We start from the raw sequence: 19504 nt of genomic DNA, 5'->3' as shown, positions 1-19504 counted from the left end.
AACAAACCGACATCCCCGGCGCGGAGATTTCGGGACATGATCATCATGCTTCATTATTGTGCCTTCCGGCTAGCTTCATGCAAAAAGGCGCGGCTGTGCCGGGCGATGATCCGCTCTTCATCCGTTGGGATAACGAAAATCTCCGCCTGGCTGTCGGGCGTGGAAATCCGCGGGCCGTGATCGGCATTGGCCTTCTCGTCCAGCCGCAAGCCCAGCCAATGGAGCCCCGCAACGATCCGCGCGCGGATGGAACTGGCATTTTCCCCGATCCCCGCCGTGAAGACGAGGCCATCGAGCCCGCCCAGCACCGAGATCATCGCCCCGATCTCGCGAATGGCGCGATAGACAAAAAGATCAACGGCTTCGCGCGCCTTTGGGTCATCGAGCGCGAGAAGTTCCCCCATATCGTCGGACAAGCCGCCCGACACCCCCAGAAGCCCCGATTGCTGATGCAGCAGATGCGACAGATCTTCGGGGCTCATGCCCTTGTCCTGCAACAGATGGAGCAGGACGCCGGGGTCCAGCGATCCGGGCCGCTTGCCCATCACCAGCCCGTCGAGCGCCGTGAAACCCATGGTCGTGTCGATGCTTTGGCGGTGGTGCATGGCGCAAAGGCTCGCCCCATGGCCCAGATGAGCGACGATGAAGCGCCCATCGGCGCGTGCTCCGGCATATCGGGGCAGGACGGAGGCGATATATTCATAAGACAGGCCGTGAAAGCCATAGCGCAAGATGCCTTCATCGGTGAGCGCGCGCGGCAAGGCGAAGATCTGGGCCAGACGCGGCTGCTTGCGGTGAAAGGCCGTGTCGAAACAGGCGATCTGCGGCAGATCGGGCCGCGCATCGGCAATGGCGCGGATACCGGCCAGATTGTCCGGCTGATGATGGGGCGCCAAAGGCACCAGCTTGTCGAGCCGCGCCAGCACATCGGGGGTGATCCGCACGGGGTCGGCAAAATCCCGCCCGCCATGAACGACCCGATGCCCCGCCGCCACGAGGCGATGGCCCTCCAGACCGCCTTCCAGCCAGACCAGCAGCCGCGCCAGAAGGCCGGGGTGCCCTTCATCGGGCGCGATCTGTCCGAATGAGCGCAGGGCTTCGGACTGCCCGTCTCCTTGCGCAACCTTCATCCGCAAGACCGGCGCGGTGCCGATGCCCGAGATCTGCCCCGCGCACAGCGCCGCGCCATCCTCATGGGCGGGATAGACGGCGAATTTGATGGAGGACGAGCCCGCATTGAGCACCAACAGCGTGTCAGTCATGCGCATTTCCCTCGCTCGGGATTTCAAGCCGGGGCGGTCGGCGGCGCAGGAAAAGCTGAGCCACGGCGGCCGAGGCCAGACGGCACAGCATGTCATCGGCCCGGCTGGTGAGCATGATGGGCACACGCGCGCCCAGAACGATGCCGGCCGGATCGGCGCCGGCCAGATAGATCAGTTGCTTGGCCAGCATGTTGCCCGCTTCCAGATCGGGCACCAGAAGGATATCCGCGTCACCCGCCACGGGAGAGTCGATGCCCTTGGTCCTGGCCGCGCTTTTCGAGACGGCATTGTCGAAAGCCAGCGGGCCTTCCAGAAGCCCGCCGCTGATCTGTCCGCGATCGGCCATCTTGCAAAGGGCTGCCGCATCCAGCGTGGAGCCCAGCCGCGCAGAGACGGTTTCCACCGCCGACAAGATGGCCAGCCTGGGCCTTTCCACCCCCAGCGCCTGCGCCAGTTCGATGGCATTTTGCGCGATGTCGCGCTTGTCGTTCAGGCTGGGCTGGATATTGACCGCTGCATCCGTGATGAACAACGGCTTGGGATAGTGCGGTACGTCGAAGCAATAGACATGGCTCATGCGCCTTTCGGTTCGGAGCCCGCTGTTGCGATCCACCACCGCGCCCATCAGTTCATCGGTATGAAGCTTGCCCTTCATCAGGGCCTCGACCTTGCCCCGGCGCGCCAGTTCGACGGCCTTTTGCGCCGCCGCGTGGCTGTGGGGCACGTCGATGATCTCGCAGTCATCGAGGCGGCGGCCGGCCTCTTTCGCGGCGGCCATGATCCTGGCGCGCGGCCCCACCAGTACCGGGGTGATGAGCCCTTCGCTGGCCGCTTCCAACGCGCCGGAAAGCGAGAGCGCATCGCAAGGATGGACAATGGCGGTGCGCACCGGCTCATATTGGCGCGTGGCCTCGATCAAGGCCCGATAGCTGGCCCCGCGTTCATGCAGATGCACCTCGGGCAGCAAGGCACGCGGACGGCGGACCTTCTCGGTCGGCGCGATCACCTCGGCCTCGCCCTTGATGACCGTCTCGCCGTCTTGATTGAGGCAAAGACAATCGAGAATGAGGCGCTTTTTCTCCGGCTTCTTCTCGCGCACGGTGACGCGAACCGTCACCTTGTCGCCCAGGCCCACGGGGTGGCGAAAACTCAGGGACTGATTGAGATAGATGGTGCCGGGTCCGGGCAGTTCCGTCCCCAGAACCGCAGAGATGAGCGCCCCGCCCCACATGCCATGGGCGATCACCTTGTGGAAAGGGTCGGAGCGGGCAAATTCCGCATCCACATGGGCGGGATTCACATCCCCCGACATCACGGCGAAAAGCTCGATATCCTCGGCCTTGAGCGTGCGGACCAGCTCCGCCGACTGGCCCACCTCGATTTCGTCAAAGGTCTTGTTCTCGATATATTGCATTCGCTGTTCCTCAGTGTCCGGAGCGTGCGGCATGGGGAGGCATCTCATCCTCGCCTCTAGGACATGACATGATAGCCCGCATCGACATAGGCGATATTGCCGGTAACGGCTTTGGCCTGATCGGAAACGAGGCCAACCGCGACAGCCCCCACCTCTTCAATCGTGACAAGCCGCTGCTCCGGTGCGCGAGAACGCGCCTCGTCGATCAATTTATCGAAATGCGCGATCCCCGATCCTGCCCGGGTCATGACCGGCCCCGGAGACAAGGCATTGACGCGAATACCCTTCGGCCCCAGCTCCGCCGCCAGATAGCGCGTGACGGACTCCAGCGCCGCCTTCACCGGCCCCATGATGTTATAATGATCGACGACCTTTTCGGCCCCATAATAGCTCATGGTCAGCACACAGCCGCCCTCTTTCATGAGGGGCTCGGCCCGGTGCACCATGCGGATCAGGGAATGGACCGAAATGTCCATGGCCGTGGCAAAGCCCGCGCGCGAGCAATCCACCACCCGGCCTTGAAGATCCGCCTTCGGGCAAAAGGCGATCGAATGCAGCACGAAGTCCAGACGCCCCCAGCGGCTTTCGATCTGAGTAAAAAGCCGATCCATCTGCGCATCGGATTCCACATCAAGGGGCATGAAGATCTCGGCCCCCACGGCCTGTGCCACCGGCTCCACAAAGGGCCTGGCCTTGTCGTTCAGATAGGTCACGGCCAGCGCGGCTCCCGCATCATGGAAGGCCTGTGCGCAGCCCGATGCCATGGAGTGCTCATTGGCGATGCCGACAATCAGCCCCTTCTTACCCTTAAGTAGCTCCAATGGCGGATTCATGCCCCTACTCCTGAAAAACATAGGTGCCCGGGGCATCGCAGATCGGGGCATAGCGCTTGCCCGGCGTCCCCATGGGCGGCGGGGCGACGGGGCCGGTGGAATGACCAGCCAGCCAAGCCTGCCATTCCGGCCACCAGGAACCGTCCTTATATGGCGTTTGTGCGTGCCAAGTATCCGGATCGATATACGTCTCCCCCGCATGTTTGGTGGCGACCTGATAATTGCGGCGCGGATGGCCCGGCTCGCTGACGATACCGGCATTATGGCCGCCGCTGGTCAGCAAAAAGGTGACATCGGTGGCGGGATGGAAGGTGATTTTATGGACAGACCGCCAAGGGGCGACATGATCCTTGACCGTCCCCACGGCAAAAATGGGGGTCCGGATATCCGCAAGGTTAATCGGCCGGCCTTCAACCATGAAACGTCCGGACGCCAGATCATTGTTCAGGAAAAGCCCGCGCAGATATTCCGAGTGCATTTTATAAGGCATACGAGTGAGATCCGCATTCCACGCCATGAGATCATTCATGCCTGCGCGTTTGCCTAGAAGATATTCATGCGCCAAACGCGACCAGATCAGATCATTGGAACGCAAGATCTGGAAGGCGCCGGCCATCTGGGAGCCGTCCAGAAATCCCCGATCCCACATCATGTTTTCCAGATAGGAAACTTCGCTTTCCCGGATGAACAGCATCAGCTCGCCCGCTTCGGTGAAATCCACTTGCGTGGCAAGGGTCGTGATGGTTGCCAAGCGGTCATCACCATCACGGGCCATCGCAGCAGCCGCGATCGACAACAATGTCCCGCCAAGGCAATAGCCAACCGCATGAACCTTGCGATCGGGAACGATAGACGAAACGGCATCAAGGACATCCATAACGCCGAGCCGGCGATAATCCTCCATCCCCAGATTACGATCCTCCGATGTCGGATTGCGCCACGAAATCATGAAAACCGTATGGCCCTGATCAACCAGATATTTGACCAAAGAATTGTGCGGCGAAAGATCAAGGATATAATATTTCATGATCCATGCCGGAACGACGAGAATGGGCTCCGGATAGACCTTATCCGTTGTCGGTGTGTATTGGATCAACTCGATCAAGTGATTGCGATAAACGACCTTGCCGGGCGTAACGGCGATGTTCTGCCCGACTTGATAATCATCTGTGCCGACCGGCTTTTTGCCAGCCATCCCCCGCTGCCAATCGGCGGCAAGATTTTGAGCCCCTTTGATAAGGTTCATGCCGCCCTGTTCTATGGTGGCCTTCAGAATTTCAGGATTGGTCCAAATGAAATTTGACGGGGCATATAGATCGAGCAATTGCCGTGCCACAAAGGAAATGACCTGCTCGTCCTTATCCGAAAGGCCGTCAATATCGGTCGTCGCGTTATACCACCATTGCTGCGAAAGCAGGAACGACTGATAGATCAGATTATAAGGCCATTGCTGCCATTCCTTGCCCGCGAATCTGCGGTCTTGCGGCAATGGCTCGATGCAGGGCGGCACCTCGGGGTTTGCCCCCGATTGCCCTGCAAAAAGCATAAGACGCGCAAGCTTCCGGCTGGCTTTCTCTGCCAGTTCCGCATGCTTCCCCGGAGACAGGGACAAATGCGCAAGCCAGTTGAAATAAAGGTCCGCAAGCCCGGCCGGAGACAAGCCATTGGTAAGCCGCGCCAAATTCGCCTTGAAGGCGCGATCGATGGCCTGAGCCGTATAATGACCGGGCGGCACCCGATCATCACAAATGGCTGTCAGCGCTGCCGCTAAAGGCTTGACCTTCCGCGCCTGTTGCTTATCGGCGGCGCCGTTTTTGGGCTTGTCCGCATCCGTCATATCCGGGGTCCTCTTCACCACCTTACGAGAGCTGCGGGTTGGTTGAGCCACAGCCCGTCGATTGGTCTTGCCTCGCCCATCCTGTCCAGATCTCGATTGCATGATGTCTCTCTCCCGATTTCATGAGGCGCCATCAGCTTGAAAGGCGCGGCAAAACACTGACTTTGAAAGGGTCAATCCGGCACCGGCACATCGCCGATACACCCACCGGGACCAATTCCATATCGCCCCGACCGAGGCCGCCACATCCCTGTCTAGCGAAAATATTGCAGTGCAATATTGATCTGGATCAACAAAACCATGACCAAATCGATATTTCCTAGTTATAATATTGCGTAGCAGCATCGGCCCTCTCATGCATGAACGCCATTCGACCGCCAAAGTTGGCCACATTTCCTTGGGCGCAATGGAGACCAAACCGGATCGCACATGAGTCTGTACAAGGATGACTGCAATGAAACCGATTAGAATAACCCTTTGGGCCCTGATGCTCGGCCTGAGCGTTTTATGGATCGCCGCCAACCTGCCCCTGCCCGAAACCCTCACCATCTTCACCATTCGCCATTTATTGGTGCAATATTCCGGCGTCCTGGGCATCGGTGCGATGAGTGTTGCGATGATCCTGGCCGTGCGGTCCCCAAAGGTGGAACGCTGGCTAAACGGGCTCGATAAATCCTACCGGCTGCACAAATGGCTCGGCATGACCGCGTTGGTGATGTCCATATTCCACTGGCTCTGGGTTAACGGGCCGAAATGGGCCGTTTCCTGGGGACTATTGGAACCACGCAAGCGGCAGCATCACAAAGACGGACTGCCCGATCTTGGCGCGGTTCAACAGTTTTTCAACAGCCAGCGTGAAATGGCCGAAATGCTGGGGGAATGGGCCTTCTATGTGGCCGTTGCACTGCTCGCCATTGCGCTTATCAAGCGGATTCCATACCGGTTCTTCGCGGCGACCCACACCCTGATTGCCATTGTCTATCTTGTACTGGTCTTCCACGCAGCCGTCCTGATGGATTTCGACGCATGGACACAGCCGGTGGGGCTTGTCACCGCCCTTTTGATGGCCGGTGGTGTCGTGGCGGCGGCGTTCGCGCTCACCCGGCAGATTGGTCGAAGCCGACAGGTGCCGGGCCAGATCGCCGCTTTGCGTCAGTTCCCATCAATGAAAGTAACCGAAATCAAGGTCGCAATGGGCAAGGGCTGGCCCGGACATGAGGCAGGCCAGTTCGCCTTTGTCACCTTCGATCGCAAGGAAGGCGCACATCCCTTCACGATCGCCTCGTCCTGGGACCCAGCAACCCGATCCATCACCTTCATCAGCAAAGCCTTGGGCGATTATACTCAACGGCTGCCGAAGGCGCTGGCAGTCAATGACGGTGTCACCGTCGAAGGGCCTTATGGACGCTTCACCTTCGACGATAGCAAAGACCGGCAGATCTGGATCGGTGCCGGAATCGGCATCACGCCCTTCATCGCCCGATTAAAGCACATGGCCGCAACGGGCGATGGCAAGCGGATCGACCTGATCCATACGGTGCCCAAAATCGCGCCGGAACCGAAAGCCTTGCTGGAAGCGGATGCCGCTGCAGCCGGCGTTAAGCTGCATCTGATGCGTGACCAGGAAGACGGTCTGTTAAGCGGCGCACGCCTGCGCGAAATGCTGCCCGATTGGTCCAAGGCCAGCGTCTGGTTCTGCGGCCCAGCCGCCTTTGGCGAAGTGCTGCGGCGCGATCTTATTGCACATGGCCTGCGCCCTGCCGACTTCCATCAGGAGATGTTCAACCTGCGCTGAGGCCTTTTTGCCAAAAGGGACCCGCCCATGACGGTCAAAAACATCAACGACTACAAGGGTTGCGTAAAATCCTCCCCCTGCGACATCTAAGCCGCATAACCCGGCAGAAATTGTGGTCACTTGAATTGTTGCAGTGCAGCAATATTGCTAAACGCATAGCAGGAAACCCATGCCATGACATCCGAACAGGCGAAAACACCCCGATATGAACATTGCGTTCCGGCCTTCTGGCCAATGGCGGCCGCTATCGAGATGGAAGAAAAAGGCTTGCAAGCATTTCAGAACAATCTGCGCTTCGTTGCCGAGGCCGAGAAGATTGAAAACCCGCCACCATCGGAATGGGCGACCGAAAACAAGATTTTGCTGGATCTGGACACCATGCGTTTGCGGGATTTCTCGCCCAAAAAAAGCGATGCTGTGCCGGTACTGGTGGACGCGCCCTATGCGGGCCATAGCTCGACCATCGCCGACTATGCGAAAGGCCAAAGCCTGATCGAAACATTGTTGGCCTCGGGCCTGAGCCATGTACTGGCAACCGACTGGAAATCGGCCACCCCCGAGATGCGCAATTATGATATCGACAAATATCTCGAAGATATGAATGTGGTGGTGGACGATCTGGGCGGACGTGTTGCGCTGGTTGGGCTGTGCCAAGGCGGCTGGTTATCCGCCATGTATGCCTGCCGCTTCCCTGAAAAGGTCGCCTCCTTGGTGCTGGCCGGCGCGCCCATCGACACAGATGCCGGCAACGGGCCGATCAAGAAGCTGGCCCACAGCCTGCCACTGAGCATCTATGAGGAAATGGTCGCCGCGGGCGATGGCCGCATGCTGGGCCAATATATGCTGGCTGGTTTGAAAAACATGCATCCCGGCGTGCAATATGGCAAAAAATTCGTCGATCTTTACGCCCATATCGAGGACAAATCCTATTTCAAGCGCACCGAACAGTTCGAGCGCTGGTATGAAAATCCGATTGATCTGCCGGGTATTTATTATCTTCAGGCGATCCGGCTGATGTTCAAGGAAAACCGCTTTGCCAAGGGAGAATTCACCGGCCTGGGCCGCGCTTTATCACTCAAGGACGTAACCTGCCCCACCTATCTGCTGGCCGGAGCTTCAGACGACATCACCACCCGGGAACAGGTCTTTGCTGCCGAGCATCTTTTGGGCACGCCTCAAGAGCAGATCGTCAAGAATCTGGTTCCCGGCGGGCATATCGGCCTGTTCATGGGCTCCAGAACGCTGAAAGACGTCTGGCCGGGTATCGCCCAATGGATCAAGGGCCAGCAGCGCCGATGCATCCGGGCAAGGAGGGCCATGCCATGATCCGCATTTTGAAAGGCTTTCCCAAGAACGCGCTGGGCGTGTCCCATGTGGGGCATGTCAGCGCCGAAGATTATGCCCATATCCTGCTTCCCGAGATCGAAAAAAGGATCAGGCGTTATGGAAACGTTCGGCTTTTGGTGCGCATTTCCGATGATTTTCAGGGCTTTGAGCCCGGCGCGATCTGGTCGGACGCCAAATTGGGGCTTCGGCACTGGCTTGATTTCTCGCGCCTGGCTCTTGTCAGCGATCTGAGATGGCTGCGCGATTCCACGCTGTTTTTCGGCGCGTTCTTCCCCCATCCGCTGAAGGTTTTTGCCGATGACGAATTCGAGGCGGCCCGCGCATGGCTTTTGAAGGAGGAAAGCGCATGACAAAGAAGAGCAATCCTTCAAAACCGCCTGAAGTCCTGCCACCCACCGACATCGAGCAAGGCCTGAGCACGCAAGAGGCGGCCCGACGGCTGGAGCAATATGGCCCCAACGCGCTGGCAGAAAAGAAGCTCCGCCCGTTGGAGCGCTTCTTGGGATATTTCTGGGGGCCGATCCCCTGGATGATCGAGACGGCCGCCATCTTGTCGATGCTTTTGGGCGATTGGGCCGATTTTGCGATCATCGTCACCATGTTGCTGGTGAATGCCGGGGTTGATTTCTGGCAGGAAAGCAGGGCCGGCAGCGCCATTGAAGCGCTCAAGGAAAATCTGGCGCTCAGCGCGCGAACCTTGCGCGACGGCAGATGGACCACCCTGCCCGCCGCGGATCTGGTCCCCGGAGACATCGTGGCCTTGCGCATCGGCAATGTCGTCCCCGCCGACATTGCCGATGCGCAAGGGAGCCTATCTGAGCGTCGATGAAGCAGCGCTGACCGGCGAAAGCCTGCCCGTTGAGAAAAAGCGGGGCGAGACGGCCTATTCGGGATCGATCGTCAAGATGGGCGAGAGGACCGGCATGGTCACCGCCACCGGGATGAACAGCTATTTCGGCAAGACCGCGCAGCTCGTGCAATCAGCCAAAAGCCGGTCGCATTTCCAGCGCGCGGTGCTGAATATCGGCAATTTCCTGATCCTCAGCACGGTGGCCCTTGTGGTGCTGATCCTGATCGTGTCGGTCTTTCGCGAAACGCCCTTTTTGACGACCTTGCAATTCAGCCTGATCCTCACCGTTGCTGCGATCCCTGTCGCCCTGCCCACTGTCTTGTCCGTTACCATGGCCGTGGGAGCAGAAAAGCTGGCCCGCATGAAGGCCATCGTCTCGCGCCTTGTATCGATCGAGGAACTGGCGGGCGTGGATGTGCTTTGCGCAGACAAGACCGGCACGCTGACCAGGAATCAATTGACCGTGGGCGATGTGCAGGCCGAAAAAGGCACGAGCCGCGCGCAGCTTCTTCTGGCGGCGCGCCTGGCGAGCAACAGCCATGATCCCGATGCCATCGACAAGGCCATTCTGGCCGCGGCGGATGATGAGACTGCGGCTTGTGACATTTCCTCCTTCCGGCCCTTCGACCCCATCTCGAAACGCGCCGAAGCCACCGCCCGGCGCAACGGGCAGACCGTGCGCTTCAGCAAGGGCGCGCCGCAGGTCATCCTTGATCTGGTAAAGCCGGACCCCGAAACCCGTCAGCGCCTGGAAGGCGCGGTGGAAGCGCTTGCCCGCAAGGGGTATCGCGCCCTGGGGGTGGCACAGAAGGATGGCGAGGCGCCATGGCGTTTCCTGGGGCTTGTGCCGATCTACGATCCCCCGCGCGAAGATGCCTCATCCACCATCGCCACGGCCCGGGAGATGGGGCTGTCCATCAAGATGATCACCGGCGACCATGAAGCCATTGCGCGTCAGATTGCCCGCAAGCTGGGGTTGGGCACGAATATCGGCGCGGCGGAGCAGATCTTTGAGGGCGCCTCGCCAAGCGATATCGTCCGGCAGATCGAGGCGGCCGATGGGGTGGCCCGCGTCTTGCCCGAGCACAAGTTCAAGATCGTGCGGGCCTTGCAGGCGCGCAATCATATCGTGGCCATGACGGGTGATGGGGTCAATGACGCCCCGGCCCTCAAGCAGGCCGATGTGGGAATTGCCGTCAGCGGGGCCACCGATGCCGCGCGCGCCGCCGCCGATGTGGTGCTGACGGGACAGGGGCTGAGCGTCATTGCCAGCGCCATCGAGGAAGCCCGCCGCATCTTCGAGCGGATGACCAGCTATGCCATTTTCCGCATCGCCGAGACGATCCGCGTGCTGGCCTTCATGACCCTGTCCATCCTGATCTTCGACTTCTACCCCGTGACCGCGATCATGATCGTGCTGCTGGCCATCCTCAACGACTTCCCGATCATGATGATCGCCTATGACAATGCCGATGTGGCCCCAAAGCCGGTGCGCTGGGACATGCAGCGGGTGCTGGTCGTCGCCACGACTCTCGGGATCACGGGTGTCAGCGCCAGCTTCTTGCTGTTCTGGTATGCCGATCGGGTGCTGGAACTGCCCCGGGAAACGATCCAGACGCTGATCTTCCTCAAGCTTCTGGTGGCAGGGCATCTGACCATCTTTGTCACACGCAACCAGAACTGGTTCTGGATGAAGCCATGGCCGTCCCTGCGCCTGCTCCTGGCCACGGAAGCCACGCAGATTCTGGGGACCTTGATGGCCGTTTACGGCATCTTCATCAGCGCCATCGGCTGGAAATATGCGCTGGCCATATGGGCCTATGCGCTCATATGGCTGCCCATCAACAACGCAGCGGCGCTTCTGGTGCGCCGCGCCCTGAACATGCGCGCCAGCCGCTACCGAAAACACCTCGCCGTCGTCGAAAGCCACATGCTCGGCCCATCACAGGAGAATGAAGGCCGGAAGAAGGGGTAGCACTATTGGCACTAATGGCAAAAGGCCCTTTTCACGTTTCCAGCCCTCCTAGCCTTGCTCAAAGCTTACTAATACAATTTTTGGCTTTATAAGCAGGTCTATTCAGGTAAATTCCATTCAAGAGTTGTCACTTCGCAGTCGGGCACCGGATATCCCAAGCACTCACCCCATCTGAATGATGTTGGAATACGTATGTTACAGGACTTGATAGATATAGAGAAACTGTTGATCAACCGCGCGAATGACCGCCATGGCGAGCTGGAGAACGAGACCGCCGCGATATCATGGCTGTTCAACAATCGTGAAACGCACATGCGCAACCTTGCCAAGGATATTGTAAAAAGTAAGGGCATCTACGAGCCGCCACTCGTCTTTCCAACTGGGGACAAATATACCGTTTATGATGGAAACAGGCGAACCACGTGCCTGAAGCTCATCATCAACCCTCGCCGTGCACCAACGGCTGAATTGCAAGTTTTTTTCCAAAAGCTGAAAGACTCTTGGTCCGGAGAACTTCCGAACAAGATTCCGTGCCAAGTCGAACAAGATCGAGACCGTATCGACGAAATTCTATTTCGTCGCCACACGGGTAGCCAAAATGGCGTTGGCCAGAGCATGTGGGATGACCGGATGAAATCCCATTTTGTCACCCGTACAGGCAAGTGCACCGGCATTAATATAGCCGATCAAATCGAAACGCATTTAAAAGAAGCAAAGATGCTTCCTGCCCAGAGGATTCCGCGATCAAATCTTAACAGGCTTTTATCCGCAGAAGCCTTTCGCAACAGGCTTGGGATCAGTGTGAGCCAAGGGGAATTCAAATTCATCCGTAAAAAAGAGGCTTCTCTCAGGGCCATGGCGCGGGTAGCCCGCGACTTGGCTGAAAAAAAGGTGGTGTTGGAAGATATATGGGATGTTGAAGCCAAAACCCGCTATCTCGACAGCTTAGACCAAGAAGGCATTCTACCAACAGCAAAAGATGCGATTGAAAAACCGGAGGTCAAGGCAGTAGCGTCATCTTCATCAAAACCACTCAAGCGTTTCTCCGCGCCACGCCCAAAAAAACGAACAACACTAATCCCTGATACCGACTACGGAATTACTTGGCCAGGGCACTTACAGCGTCATCGAGATATCTGGGAAGAGTTACAGCATCAGCTTTTTTTGGAAACTCATCCAAATGCTATCTCGACACTTTTTCGGGTGTTGTTGGAATTGTCGATCGAGAATTATCTGGCCCGCACGACATTGAAAAATGTTTACGACAACGACAAGCTCGCCAATAAGTTAATCAAGGTCGCCGATGACCTTTGCAAACGAGGCCAGATCGACAAGAAATATTTGTCTGAATTGAAAAAAATGCAGCAGGCGGAAAAGATAATATCGATCGATACTCTGCACCGCTATGTGCATTCACCTGATTTTGCGCCTTCGCCAGAACACCTCCGCGCTATCTGGGATAGTTTGGCTAAATTTCTGGCATTGTGCCTTAAAGCCTAACCACAAATGAGGAGGAACTGACTCAGACTTCATTTTCCCGCGTACCGATGGGAAACAGCCTATTGATATTGGCAAAGCCTGGGAAAATGCCCTTGATAAGGCTGGTATAGTGGATTTTCGCTTCCATGACCTGCGCCACGGTTCCGCCAGCCACCTCTCCATAAACGGAGCCAGCCAGCTTGAAATTGCCGAAGTCCTTGGCCACAAAACATTGCAGATGGTGAAACGCTACTCTCATCTATCCGAAGGCCATACCCGCGATGTGATTGAGAAGATGAACAGCAAGATTTTTTAAACCAAAGAGCTAGGCCTTGTGATTAGATTCCGGCCATTGAAGACTAGAGGTGGCCATGATGCGGCCACCCTCACGAAACTTATTCATTGCAGGAAGGAGCGCTGTTGCAACCTTCCTGTCAGCGCCTTGAAAGAGCCCAACTGGGTTTACATATACGTCACTACGGTGAATCATAAGTCCACGCAACGGAGGCCAACCCTCTTCTCCTAAATTGCCAACAAGGCCGCGTCGTAGCGCATTTGTTACTATATCAACCAATTCCAGCCCTGGCTCAGGCTCACTCGAAAACCGGAAGTTTTCACCATACATCAATTGAAGATTAATGCCCGCTCCATAAGTCCGATCTACGGAAGGGGCGATACCCTGCAAATATGTTGGCAGTTCAGCTAGAATAAAGCGCTGAAAATGACGGTAATCACCACCAGGCAACATTGCTCCAGGTCGTTCAAGTGACATAGCCTGAAGCCAAATAATCAGTATTTTCGACTGGTCTGCCCCCCGAAAAGTGGCCCGTTTTCAGAGAGGATTTTGGCTTATTCATGACCGTGAATAAGGAGAAATCACATGGGTCGTCAAAGACGTTACACACCAGAACAGATTATTTCGAAACTTCGTGAGGCCGAGGTCTTGTTGAGTCAGGGTCGCACGGTTGGTGAGGCCGCGCGCCAGCTTGGCGTGGCCGAGCAAACCTATTATCGCTGGCGTAACCAGTATGGCGGGATGCAAACAAGCCAGGCCCGCAAACTCAAGGAGCTGGAGCGTGAGAACGTGCGGCTGAAGAAAGCCGTTGCAGAGCTGACGCTGGACAAGCTCATTCTCAAAGAAGCCGCCGAGGGAAACTTCTAAGCCCCGGTCGCCGCAGGCGGTGCGTGGATCACGTTATTGGCAAGCTGAGCGTATCGTTGCGCCGCGCCTGCCGTGTTCTTGGTCAGCACCGTTCCACCCAGCGCAAAGCACCTGCTGCCAGACCGGAGGAGGCTGCTCTGACAGCACCCATCATCCGGCTGGCCAGCGAATACGGGCGTTACGGGTATCGCCGCATTACAGCTCTTTTGCGCATGGAGGGCTGGTATGTGAACCACAAGCGCGTGGAGCGTATCTGGCGGCGGGAGGGGCTGAAAGTGCCGAAAAAACAACCGAAGCGCGGCCGGTTATGGCTGAATGACGGCTCCTGCATCAGGCTACGCCCAAGCTGGCGCAATCATGTCTGGGCATATGACTTTGTTATGGCCCGCACGCATGATGGCAGAGCGTTCCGTATGCTGACCGTGATCGATGAATACACGCGCGAGTGTCAGGCAATTACGACGGCCCGGACGCTCAAATCGGATGATGTACTTCATACGCTCACCGGGTTGTTTACGCAGCGCGGTGTGCCGGATCATATCCGCTCCGATAACGGTGCGGAGTTTACGGCCCATGCCGTCAGGGACTGGCTGGGCCGGGTTGGCGCGAAGACGCTTTATATCGAGCCGGGAAGCCCGTGGGAGAATGGCTACAATGAAAGCTTTAACAGCAAGCTCAGGGACGAGCTTTTAAATACGGAAATATTTTACAGCATGAAGGAGGCAACGATCTTGGTCGAGCGCTGGCGGCGGCATTACAACACTATCAGACCGCACAGCTCGTTGGGATATAAACCACCGGCACCGGAAACAATCTTGCCCCATCCAGTTGCTATGGCTTACGCTACGCTCCAGCCGCTGCAACTGGATGGCAATAGTGGCCAAGTCCTAACTTAACAAATGGACCACTTAATGGGGGCAGGCCACCGGGAAAACCTGCGTATCATGCTGTTCCTGAGCCGATTTTTCCATCAAACTATCCCCAATAAAACAAAGCTGCGCCCAATCCAACACAGCCCACAGTTATGTTTTTACGGCTTTATGCCTTGGCTTCAGCCGATCATTCCATAAGCCCCGCCCCTTCGCAAGGGCAAGAAAGCGGCTTTGTCAGTTATCTGGCTATTAAAGAAAACGGGCCCACGGATTACTTTTCTACGAGATTACGCAGTTGGCCATTTTCAAATCACCGCGCGAAAGTTTCATATATCTTGAATGATACTACAGTCAGGCAATTGCTTGGGACCGCGCCGTCTCCCTCCATGAAACGCCCAATGCATCACAGATTTTCACAGGAATTTCAGCCAAGGGGAACGTACCATGCATCGCATCGGCGGACAGCCCCGTATCAAGGAAATAGCCGATCCCGTTATGCTGGCCATTCTTTATGGCTACAAATGCCACATCGTCGCGCAACCCAATAAACGCGCGTTTCCCTACAGTATATGAGAAATCCGCTTCTATATCGTGCGACCAGACCAGCATGACGAACAGATCCCGCCCTCGGTTATCCACATCGAACAGCTTTGTGCCGTCGGAAGCTTTTACTGATGACAAAATACGCTCTGCCTCCGCCGCCTGTTCTTCCGATATACATTCAATGAAAAAGTCACGGGACATGCGCGGCTTCGCACATGCAAACGGCACACCAATCTTTGTAAGATAAGCAGCATGATCTTTCAGTCGCCAATAAAAGGTGGTTTCAGGATGTGGATCCTGATGCAGCCCAGTCGCCAGCATCAAACGCGTTTTTGGAAAGGCTTGTCTGATCTGACCAACAATCCTGTCATACAGGCGGTAAACATCCAACATTGGATCCTGATGAGGCCCGATAACCCACTCCGGGTTTGTCTGTTCACCCTTATAAACAGCGGAATTGAACATATAGTGATGCTGGATATGGGCTCCTGCGTTTAAAAACAGGGATGCAAAATCCGGCGCCGTCCGCCTCGTTTCCTTAATAAGGATATCGCTCAGCAACAAATCGAGGAACATGGCTTTTGACCAGGGCCCCTTCTTCGCCCCTCGCGCCAGAGCAAGATATTGGCCGTAATTTACTGCCCGCGCATAAGTGCCGGCACCCGCCAAAAGGGCGAATTTGGAACGCAAGGCCAGACGATCCTGCGCATTGTCATTAACAGCCTGCGCTACCGCGAAATAAAGATTCTCCAGCAGAGGGCTTGCAGTTAAAGACGTTGGCGTCCAGGGGTCCGGGACAAAAAAGGCAGCATTACCTGTACGATTTTTCGCGTTCATCGGACTGATCGCGCCAACTTTCAGCCCCTGCTCCTCAAGATGTTCCCAAATCTGTGGAATGTCATGCTTTACGATATCCCCTAGCCTAAACACATTATGTTCAGCTAAAGCCAATCCGGTATGCGCCGTAACCCATTGTATCCAAGGCTCCAGTTCTTCATAATCCTGCTCGGAAGTCGTTTTTGCAACGCCATGTCGATCCATCAGGCCCATAAGTTCAGGCAAATACCCCTGCACCCCATAAGCTCGCATATCATCGAAATTTACTTCGTTAATTTCAACAAAAAGGAGCTTCGTCATTTTACATTCCGCTGCAGATATTTTGTCAGATACCAGTCAACTGTACTTATTATAGCCTGCTCATTGCTTATTTTTTGCTTAAACCCCAACTGGCGTATTTTACTACCACTAAAATTCGTCGCAGTACAAAACTTACGAACACGGGCACTCGTTATAGGCAGGTCTACACCTGTTACTGCTGCAAGAGCATCCCCCACAAGGGAAATCGGCGCAGCAATTGATAGTGGAAGTCGAAATTTATTAACACCACGCTCTAAACGGACCCTGATAAGATTTACGATTTCCATCGTAGTCATACCAGGATCATCTACATACTGATAAATTTCCACTCCATATCCGTGATCAGAAGCCCGCTGCTCCATTAAGAACATATGAGCATCGATAAGATTAGATATATAGGACGTCGTTTTAATTTCACTACCTTGGCCTATCATCAAAAAGCGTCGTTTATAGATTGCATCAACAAGGCGGAAAATATTCGTGTTCCATGGATTTTCCGGCCCGAAAACCACTGAAGGGCGAATGATTACAACATGCGCATCAGGCGTTTTCGCTACATAATCTTCAAAAATATCCTCGCAAACAGCCTTCGACGCACCATAAGGATTTACCGGGTTACGTGGTGCATCCTCCGACAATGGCGTATCACTGGGCCCCAGAACAGATACTGTACTATAGAAAATCCACTTCCTTACGCCTGCCGCATGAGCAGCAGAAAGTAATGCCCGCGTCGCTTCCACATTATCATGGCAATACTCTTCCTCAGATATACCCCAATCACCTTTTGCAGCCGCAAGGTGATGGATACATTCCACCTTGGCTAACACAGCTTCATATTCGCTGCTATCCACCAAATCCGAGCAAATAAACTCATCCACCCCCCCTCCGGGGTATGGGCGACGATCAATACCAATAAGATAATGCCCCTCCGCCTTCAGTCTTTCAGACAATAAATATCCAATATAACCAGAAACACCTGTTATAAGTATACGCGCCATATTAACACTCTGATGAATTATTTTGTGGAAGACGAATTCAGAACTTCTTCATAAAAAGACAAAGTTAACGACACAATATTTTCAACAGAATATTCCTTTTCTGCCGTCTTTCTCGCCATCATACCCATCTCCTTACATCGTTTCTTATCTGTGATCAATTTACACATCGCCTCTGCCAATGCTATAGGGTCTCGTGGCGGCACCAGAAAGCCATTGACCCCATCCTCTACAATTTCCCGACAACCAGGAACATCTGTCGAAATCAAAGCACAACCACTTGCTGCAGCCTCAATAAGCGACTTAGGCATTCCCTCTCGATAAGTTGGCAAACAAACTATACTAGCATTATTAAAGATCGATGGCATATCATCGCGATGACCAAGAAAATCAATAAACTCGAGCTTCCTCCACTCATTCAAAATTTTACTATCGATTGCGGTTGGGTTGTCTGTATCGATATCACCAGCAACCATAAATTTTACGTCCGGGAAATCATTGTGAACTATTCTTGCTGCTTCAATAAATTCATAGATCCCTTTATGCTCAATAAGGCGTGCAGGATATAGAATTACGACCTCATTGAATTTCTTATTTATACAATTAAATTTATTTAAATTAACCCCAGACCCGCGAATAATAATATTTTTGTTTGAAGCAACCCACCCATTGCCCACAAAAAGATTGTAATCATCCCTATTTTGGAAAATATTTCCCGCACCATTAATAATTAATGTATATTTCAGAAATACACCCACGATCCTGCGCAACAAATTAACTATAAATTTATCGTCAGTAAAAATATAGCCAAGTCCGGTAAAACTATTCACAATAGAACATTTTCTTCGAAAACATGATAAAAATCCGCCATACAATATTGATCTAATTGTAATATTGTGAATTAAAGTTGGCTTTACCGTTCTAAAAATTTTAAATAAATTTAACAATAACACAAATTCATCGATAACGGATCCCGTCCTCCTTTTCTTTGATATTGGATGAAATAAAATCCCATTATCTATTAATTTATCAACATTACCGTCAGTTAAGGTTGTTGCATGAACCTCATAACCCAGCCTCCTTGCTTCACTAATAAGTGAATATCTATGAGACAACAGGTATTCAACCCGATTATCTACTATTAATAAAACCTTCTTTTTATTCATAGCTTATACTTACAAATGACCCGCCACTTTTATGCGCAAAACAAATTACCATGATGAGATATACTTACCCCCTACACCAAAATATTAAGGACATTTATATGCTTTTCTATCCGTCCCATCAGACTTGAAACATCAAAACACACCACACCGATAGTGCCAGCTCCGCTTACCAAACCAGTACCCCCCCATAACTTGCAGATAGGAACAGGATCAAAAAATCCATCCTCACGCACGTGTTTTTCATCTAAAAGATCATCCGCCCAGTCACGCAAAGGACCGCTGCACATGACGATAAAGGGCTTCTCTCAAAATGTGCTTGCCCATATTGTCCTTATTTTTGCGGATAAAGATAGTACCCACACAGATTCTATCCTCTGGTAGCCCAGAAATAGAGCATGAATTTCAATATTGACAGCCATTCCCACTGCTTCTAGCCGCACAAAACGGCCATACCGATACGGTTATTGCCCTGATCGACGCCCGAGCAGATCATACAGTGTGCTGCCAGAACCCTGCCTCCGGAGAAACTTTCACGGCCTTAGATATAGCCCAATACATGGGTCACCACGAGATTGTTGCTCTTTTAAATGCCAGGCTTGAAGACGACTGAATGGGTAACGCTTTGGGTCAAGCCGTTTGTTTTGTGATTCTCGTGCTTCCGTAATGCTTCCGAGGGAGGACGAAAGGCTCAGGCGGTTATTGCCGAGTTTTGCTTTTATGTTTTGGACAGCAAAAAGCCGCTGAGTCATTGACTTAGCGGCTTTGCTTTGATTGGTTGCGGGGATAGGATTTGAACCTATGACCTTCAGGTTATGAGCCTGACGAGCTACCGGACTG

General features: G+C 54.4%; 17 protein-coding genes and 1 pseudogene. 9 read left to right on the top strand and 9 right to left on the bottom strand.

What is annotated here, in order from left to right; all coding sequences use genetic code 11:
* Positions 1-53: 53 nt before the first annotated feature.
* Genes IEX96_RS13155 through IEX96_RS13140 form a run of 4 tightly spaced genes read right to left on the bottom strand, consistent with a single transcriptional unit; the run spans position 54 to position 5346 of the window.
* Complete coding sequence (locus IEX96_RS13155) at positions 54-1262, bottom strand: acetate/propionate family kinase (RefSeq protein WP_150006174.1); 1209 nt, start codon at positions 1260-1262, stop codon at positions 54-56.
* Positions 1255-2676 (bottom strand): bifunctional enoyl-CoA hydratase/phosphate acetyltransferase, encoded by a 1422-nt coding sequence (locus IEX96_RS13150; RefSeq protein WP_150006175.1) that lies wholly within the window; start codon positions 2674-2676, stop codon positions 1255-1257. Before IEX96_RS13150 ends, IEX96_RS13155 begins: the two co-directional genes overlap by 8 nt.
* Before the next feature lie 56 nt (positions 2677-2732).
* On the bottom strand, positions 2733-3509 hold the full coding sequence (gene fabI / locus IEX96_RS13145) for an enoyl-ACP reductase FabI (RefSeq protein ID WP_150006176.1): 777 nt from the start codon (positions 3507-3509) through the stop codon (positions 2733-2735).
* 4 nt (positions 3510-3513) lie between these two features.
* Complete coding sequence (locus tag IEX96_RS13140; protein ID WP_150006177.1) at positions 3514-5346, bottom strand: PHA/PHB synthase family protein; 1833 nt, start codon at positions 5344-5346, stop codon at positions 3514-3516.
* A gap of 454 nt (positions 5347-5800) precedes the next feature.
* Between IEX96_RS13140 and IEX96_RS13135 the strand changes: the two genes are divergently transcribed.
* The 7 genes and pseudogenes from IEX96_RS13135 to IEX96_RS14360 all read left to right on the top strand — a co-directional run.
* Entirely contained in the window at positions 5801-7141 is a 1341-nt protein-coding gene (locus IEX96_RS13135) for a ferredoxin reductase family protein (RefSeq protein WP_150006178.1), read from the top strand.
* A 174-nt stretch (positions 7142-7315) separates the two neighbouring features.
* Positions 7316-8467, top strand: a complete 1152-nt coding sequence (locus IEX96_RS13130) for an alpha/beta fold hydrolase (RefSeq protein WP_229773750.1) — start codon at positions 7316-7318, stop codon at positions 8465-8467.
* Positions 8464-8838, top strand: coding sequence for a SpoIIAA family protein (locus IEX96_RS13125; RefSeq protein WP_188874079.1), 375 nt, complete (start codon positions 8464-8466; stop codon positions 8836-8838). The genes IEX96_RS13130 and IEX96_RS13125 overlap by 4 nt, the downstream gene beginning before the upstream one ends.
* Positions 8835-9317: a cation-transporting P-type ATPase gene (locus IEX96_RS14225; protein ID WP_268238514.1), complete on the top strand. Its 483-nt coding sequence runs from the start codon at positions 8835-8837 to the stop codon at positions 9315-9317. The genes IEX96_RS13125 and IEX96_RS14225 overlap by 4 nt, the downstream gene beginning before the upstream one ends.
* Positions 9286-11313 (top strand): plasma-membrane proton-efflux P-type ATPase, encoded by a 2028-nt coding sequence (locus IEX96_RS13120; RefSeq protein ID WP_268238513.1) that lies wholly within the window; start codon positions 9286-9288, stop codon positions 11311-11313. The genes IEX96_RS14225 and IEX96_RS13120 overlap by 32 nt, the downstream gene beginning before the upstream one ends.
* A 225-nt stretch (positions 11314-11538) precedes the next feature.
* Positions 11539-12813 carry a hypothetical protein gene (locus IEX96_RS13115; RefSeq protein ID WP_229773749.1) on the top strand — a complete coding sequence of 425 codons (1275 nt, stop codon included), beginning with the start codon at positions 11539-11541 and terminating at the stop codon, positions 12811-12813.
* Between the two features lie 19 nt (positions 12814-12832).
* A pseudogene (locus IEX96_RS14360) lies at positions 12833-13108 on the top strand (site-specific integrase); the annotation flags it as partial.
* A 9-nt stretch (positions 13109-13117) separates the two neighbouring features.
* On the opposite strand, the gene IEX96_RS13105 reads toward IEX96_RS14360, so the two are convergent.
* Complete coding sequence (locus tag IEX96_RS13105) at positions 13118-13564, bottom strand: hypothetical protein (protein ID WP_188874077.1); 447 nt, start codon at positions 13562-13564, stop codon at positions 13118-13120.
* Positions 13565-13672: 108 nt separating this feature from the next.
* On the opposite strand from IEX96_RS13105, the gene IEX96_RS13100 reads away from it, so the two are divergent.
* A protein-coding gene (locus IEX96_RS13100; RefSeq protein ID WP_188874075.1) for an IS3 family transposase occupies positions 13673-14850 on the top strand; the annotation gives its coding sequence in 2 pieces (ribosomal slippage) (positions 13673-13937 and positions 13937-14850; 1179 coding nt in all).
* A 327-nt stretch (positions 14851-15177) separates the two neighbouring features.
* Here the strand turns inward: IEX96_RS13100 and IEX96_RS13095 are convergent.
* From IEX96_RS13095 to IEX96_RS13085, 3 genes are read right to left on the bottom strand one after another with little or no spacing between them, the layout of a single operon-like run.
* Positions 15178-16506, bottom strand: a complete 1329-nt coding sequence (locus IEX96_RS13095) for a hypothetical protein (protein WP_188874073.1) — start codon at positions 16504-16506, stop codon at positions 15178-15180.
* Positions 16503-17504, bottom strand: coding sequence for an NAD-dependent epimerase/dehydratase family protein (locus IEX96_RS13090; RefSeq protein ID WP_188874071.1), 1002 nt, complete (start codon positions 17502-17504; stop codon positions 16503-16505). The genes IEX96_RS13095 and IEX96_RS13090 overlap by 4 nt, the downstream gene beginning before the upstream one ends.
* Positions 17505-17521: 17 nt before the next feature.
* Positions 17522-18667, bottom strand: a complete 1146-nt coding sequence (locus tag IEX96_RS13085; protein ID WP_150006433.1) for a glycosyltransferase family 4 protein — start codon at positions 18665-18667, stop codon at positions 17522-17524.
* A gap of 424 nt (positions 18668-19091) precedes the next feature.
* On the opposite strand from IEX96_RS13085, the gene IEX96_RS14355 reads away from it, so the two are divergent.
* Positions 19092-19277 carry an ankyrin repeat domain-containing protein gene (locus IEX96_RS14355; RefSeq protein ID WP_150006438.1) on the top strand — a complete coding sequence of 62 codons (186 nt, stop codon included), beginning with the start codon at positions 19092-19094 and terminating at the stop codon, positions 19275-19277.
* On the opposite strand, the gene IEX96_RS14150 is transcribed toward IEX96_RS14355, so the two are convergent.
* On the bottom strand, positions 19198-19504 hold a 307-nt coding region (locus IEX96_RS14150; protein WP_229773747.1), incomplete at its 5' end, for a hypothetical protein. The genes IEX96_RS14355 and IEX96_RS14150 overlap by 80 nt on opposite strands.

This window comes from Iodidimonas muriae (genome assembly GCF_014647255.1).
Classification (GTDB): domain Bacteria; phylum Pseudomonadota; class Alphaproteobacteria; order Sphingomonadales; family Rhodothalassiaceae; genus Iodidimonas; species Iodidimonas muriae.
This window is presented reverse-complemented; position numbering and strand designations above follow the sequence as displayed.

Coding starts and splice junctions, on each gene's coding strand:
- IEX96_RS13155 (WP_150006174.1), bottom strand. CDS start 1,262: ATGACTGACACGCTGTTGGTGCTCAATGCGGGCTCGTCCTCCATCAAA.
- IEX96_RS13150 (WP_150006175.1), bottom strand. CDS start 2,676: ATGCAATATATCGAGAACAAGACCTTTGACGAAATCGAGGTGGGCCAG.
- fabI (WP_150006176.1), bottom strand. CDS start 3,509: ATGAATCCGCCATTGGAGCTACTTAAGGGTAAGAAGGGGCTGATTGTC.
- IEX96_RS13140 (WP_150006177.1), bottom strand. CDS start 5,346: ATGACGGATGCGGACAAGCCCAAAAACGGCGCCGCCGATAAGCAACAG.
- IEX96_RS13135 (WP_150006178.1), top strand. CDS start 5,801: ATGAAACCGATTAGAATAACCCTTTGGGCCCTGATGCTCGGCCTGAGC.
- IEX96_RS13130 (WP_229773750.1), top strand. CDS start 7,316: ATGACATCCGAACAGGCGAAAACACCCCGATATGAACATTGCGTTCCG.
- IEX96_RS13125 (WP_188874079.1), top strand. CDS start 8,464: ATGATCCGCATTTTGAAAGGCTTTCCCAAGAACGCGCTGGGCGTGTCC.
- IEX96_RS14225 (WP_268238514.1), top strand. CDS start 8,835: ATGACAAAGAAGAGCAATCCTTCAAAACCGCCTGAAGTCCTGCCACCC.
- IEX96_RS13120 (WP_268238513.1), top strand. CDS start 9,286: ATGCGCAAGGGAGCCTATCTGAGCGTCGATGAAGCAGCGCTGACCGGC.
- IEX96_RS13105 (WP_188874077.1), bottom strand. CDS start 13,564: ATGTCACTTGAACGACCTGGAGCAATGTTGCCTGGTGGTGATTACCGT.
- IEX96_RS13095 (WP_188874073.1), bottom strand. CDS start 16,506: ATGACGAAGCTCCTTTTTGTTGAAATTAACGAAGTAAATTTCGATGAT.
- IEX96_RS13090 (WP_188874071.1), bottom strand. CDS start 17,504: ATGGCGCGTATACTTATAACAGGTGTTTCTGGTTATATTGGATATTTA.
- IEX96_RS13085 (WP_150006433.1), bottom strand. CDS start 18,667: ATGAATAAAAAGAAGGTTTTATTAATAGTAGATAATCGGGTTGAATAC.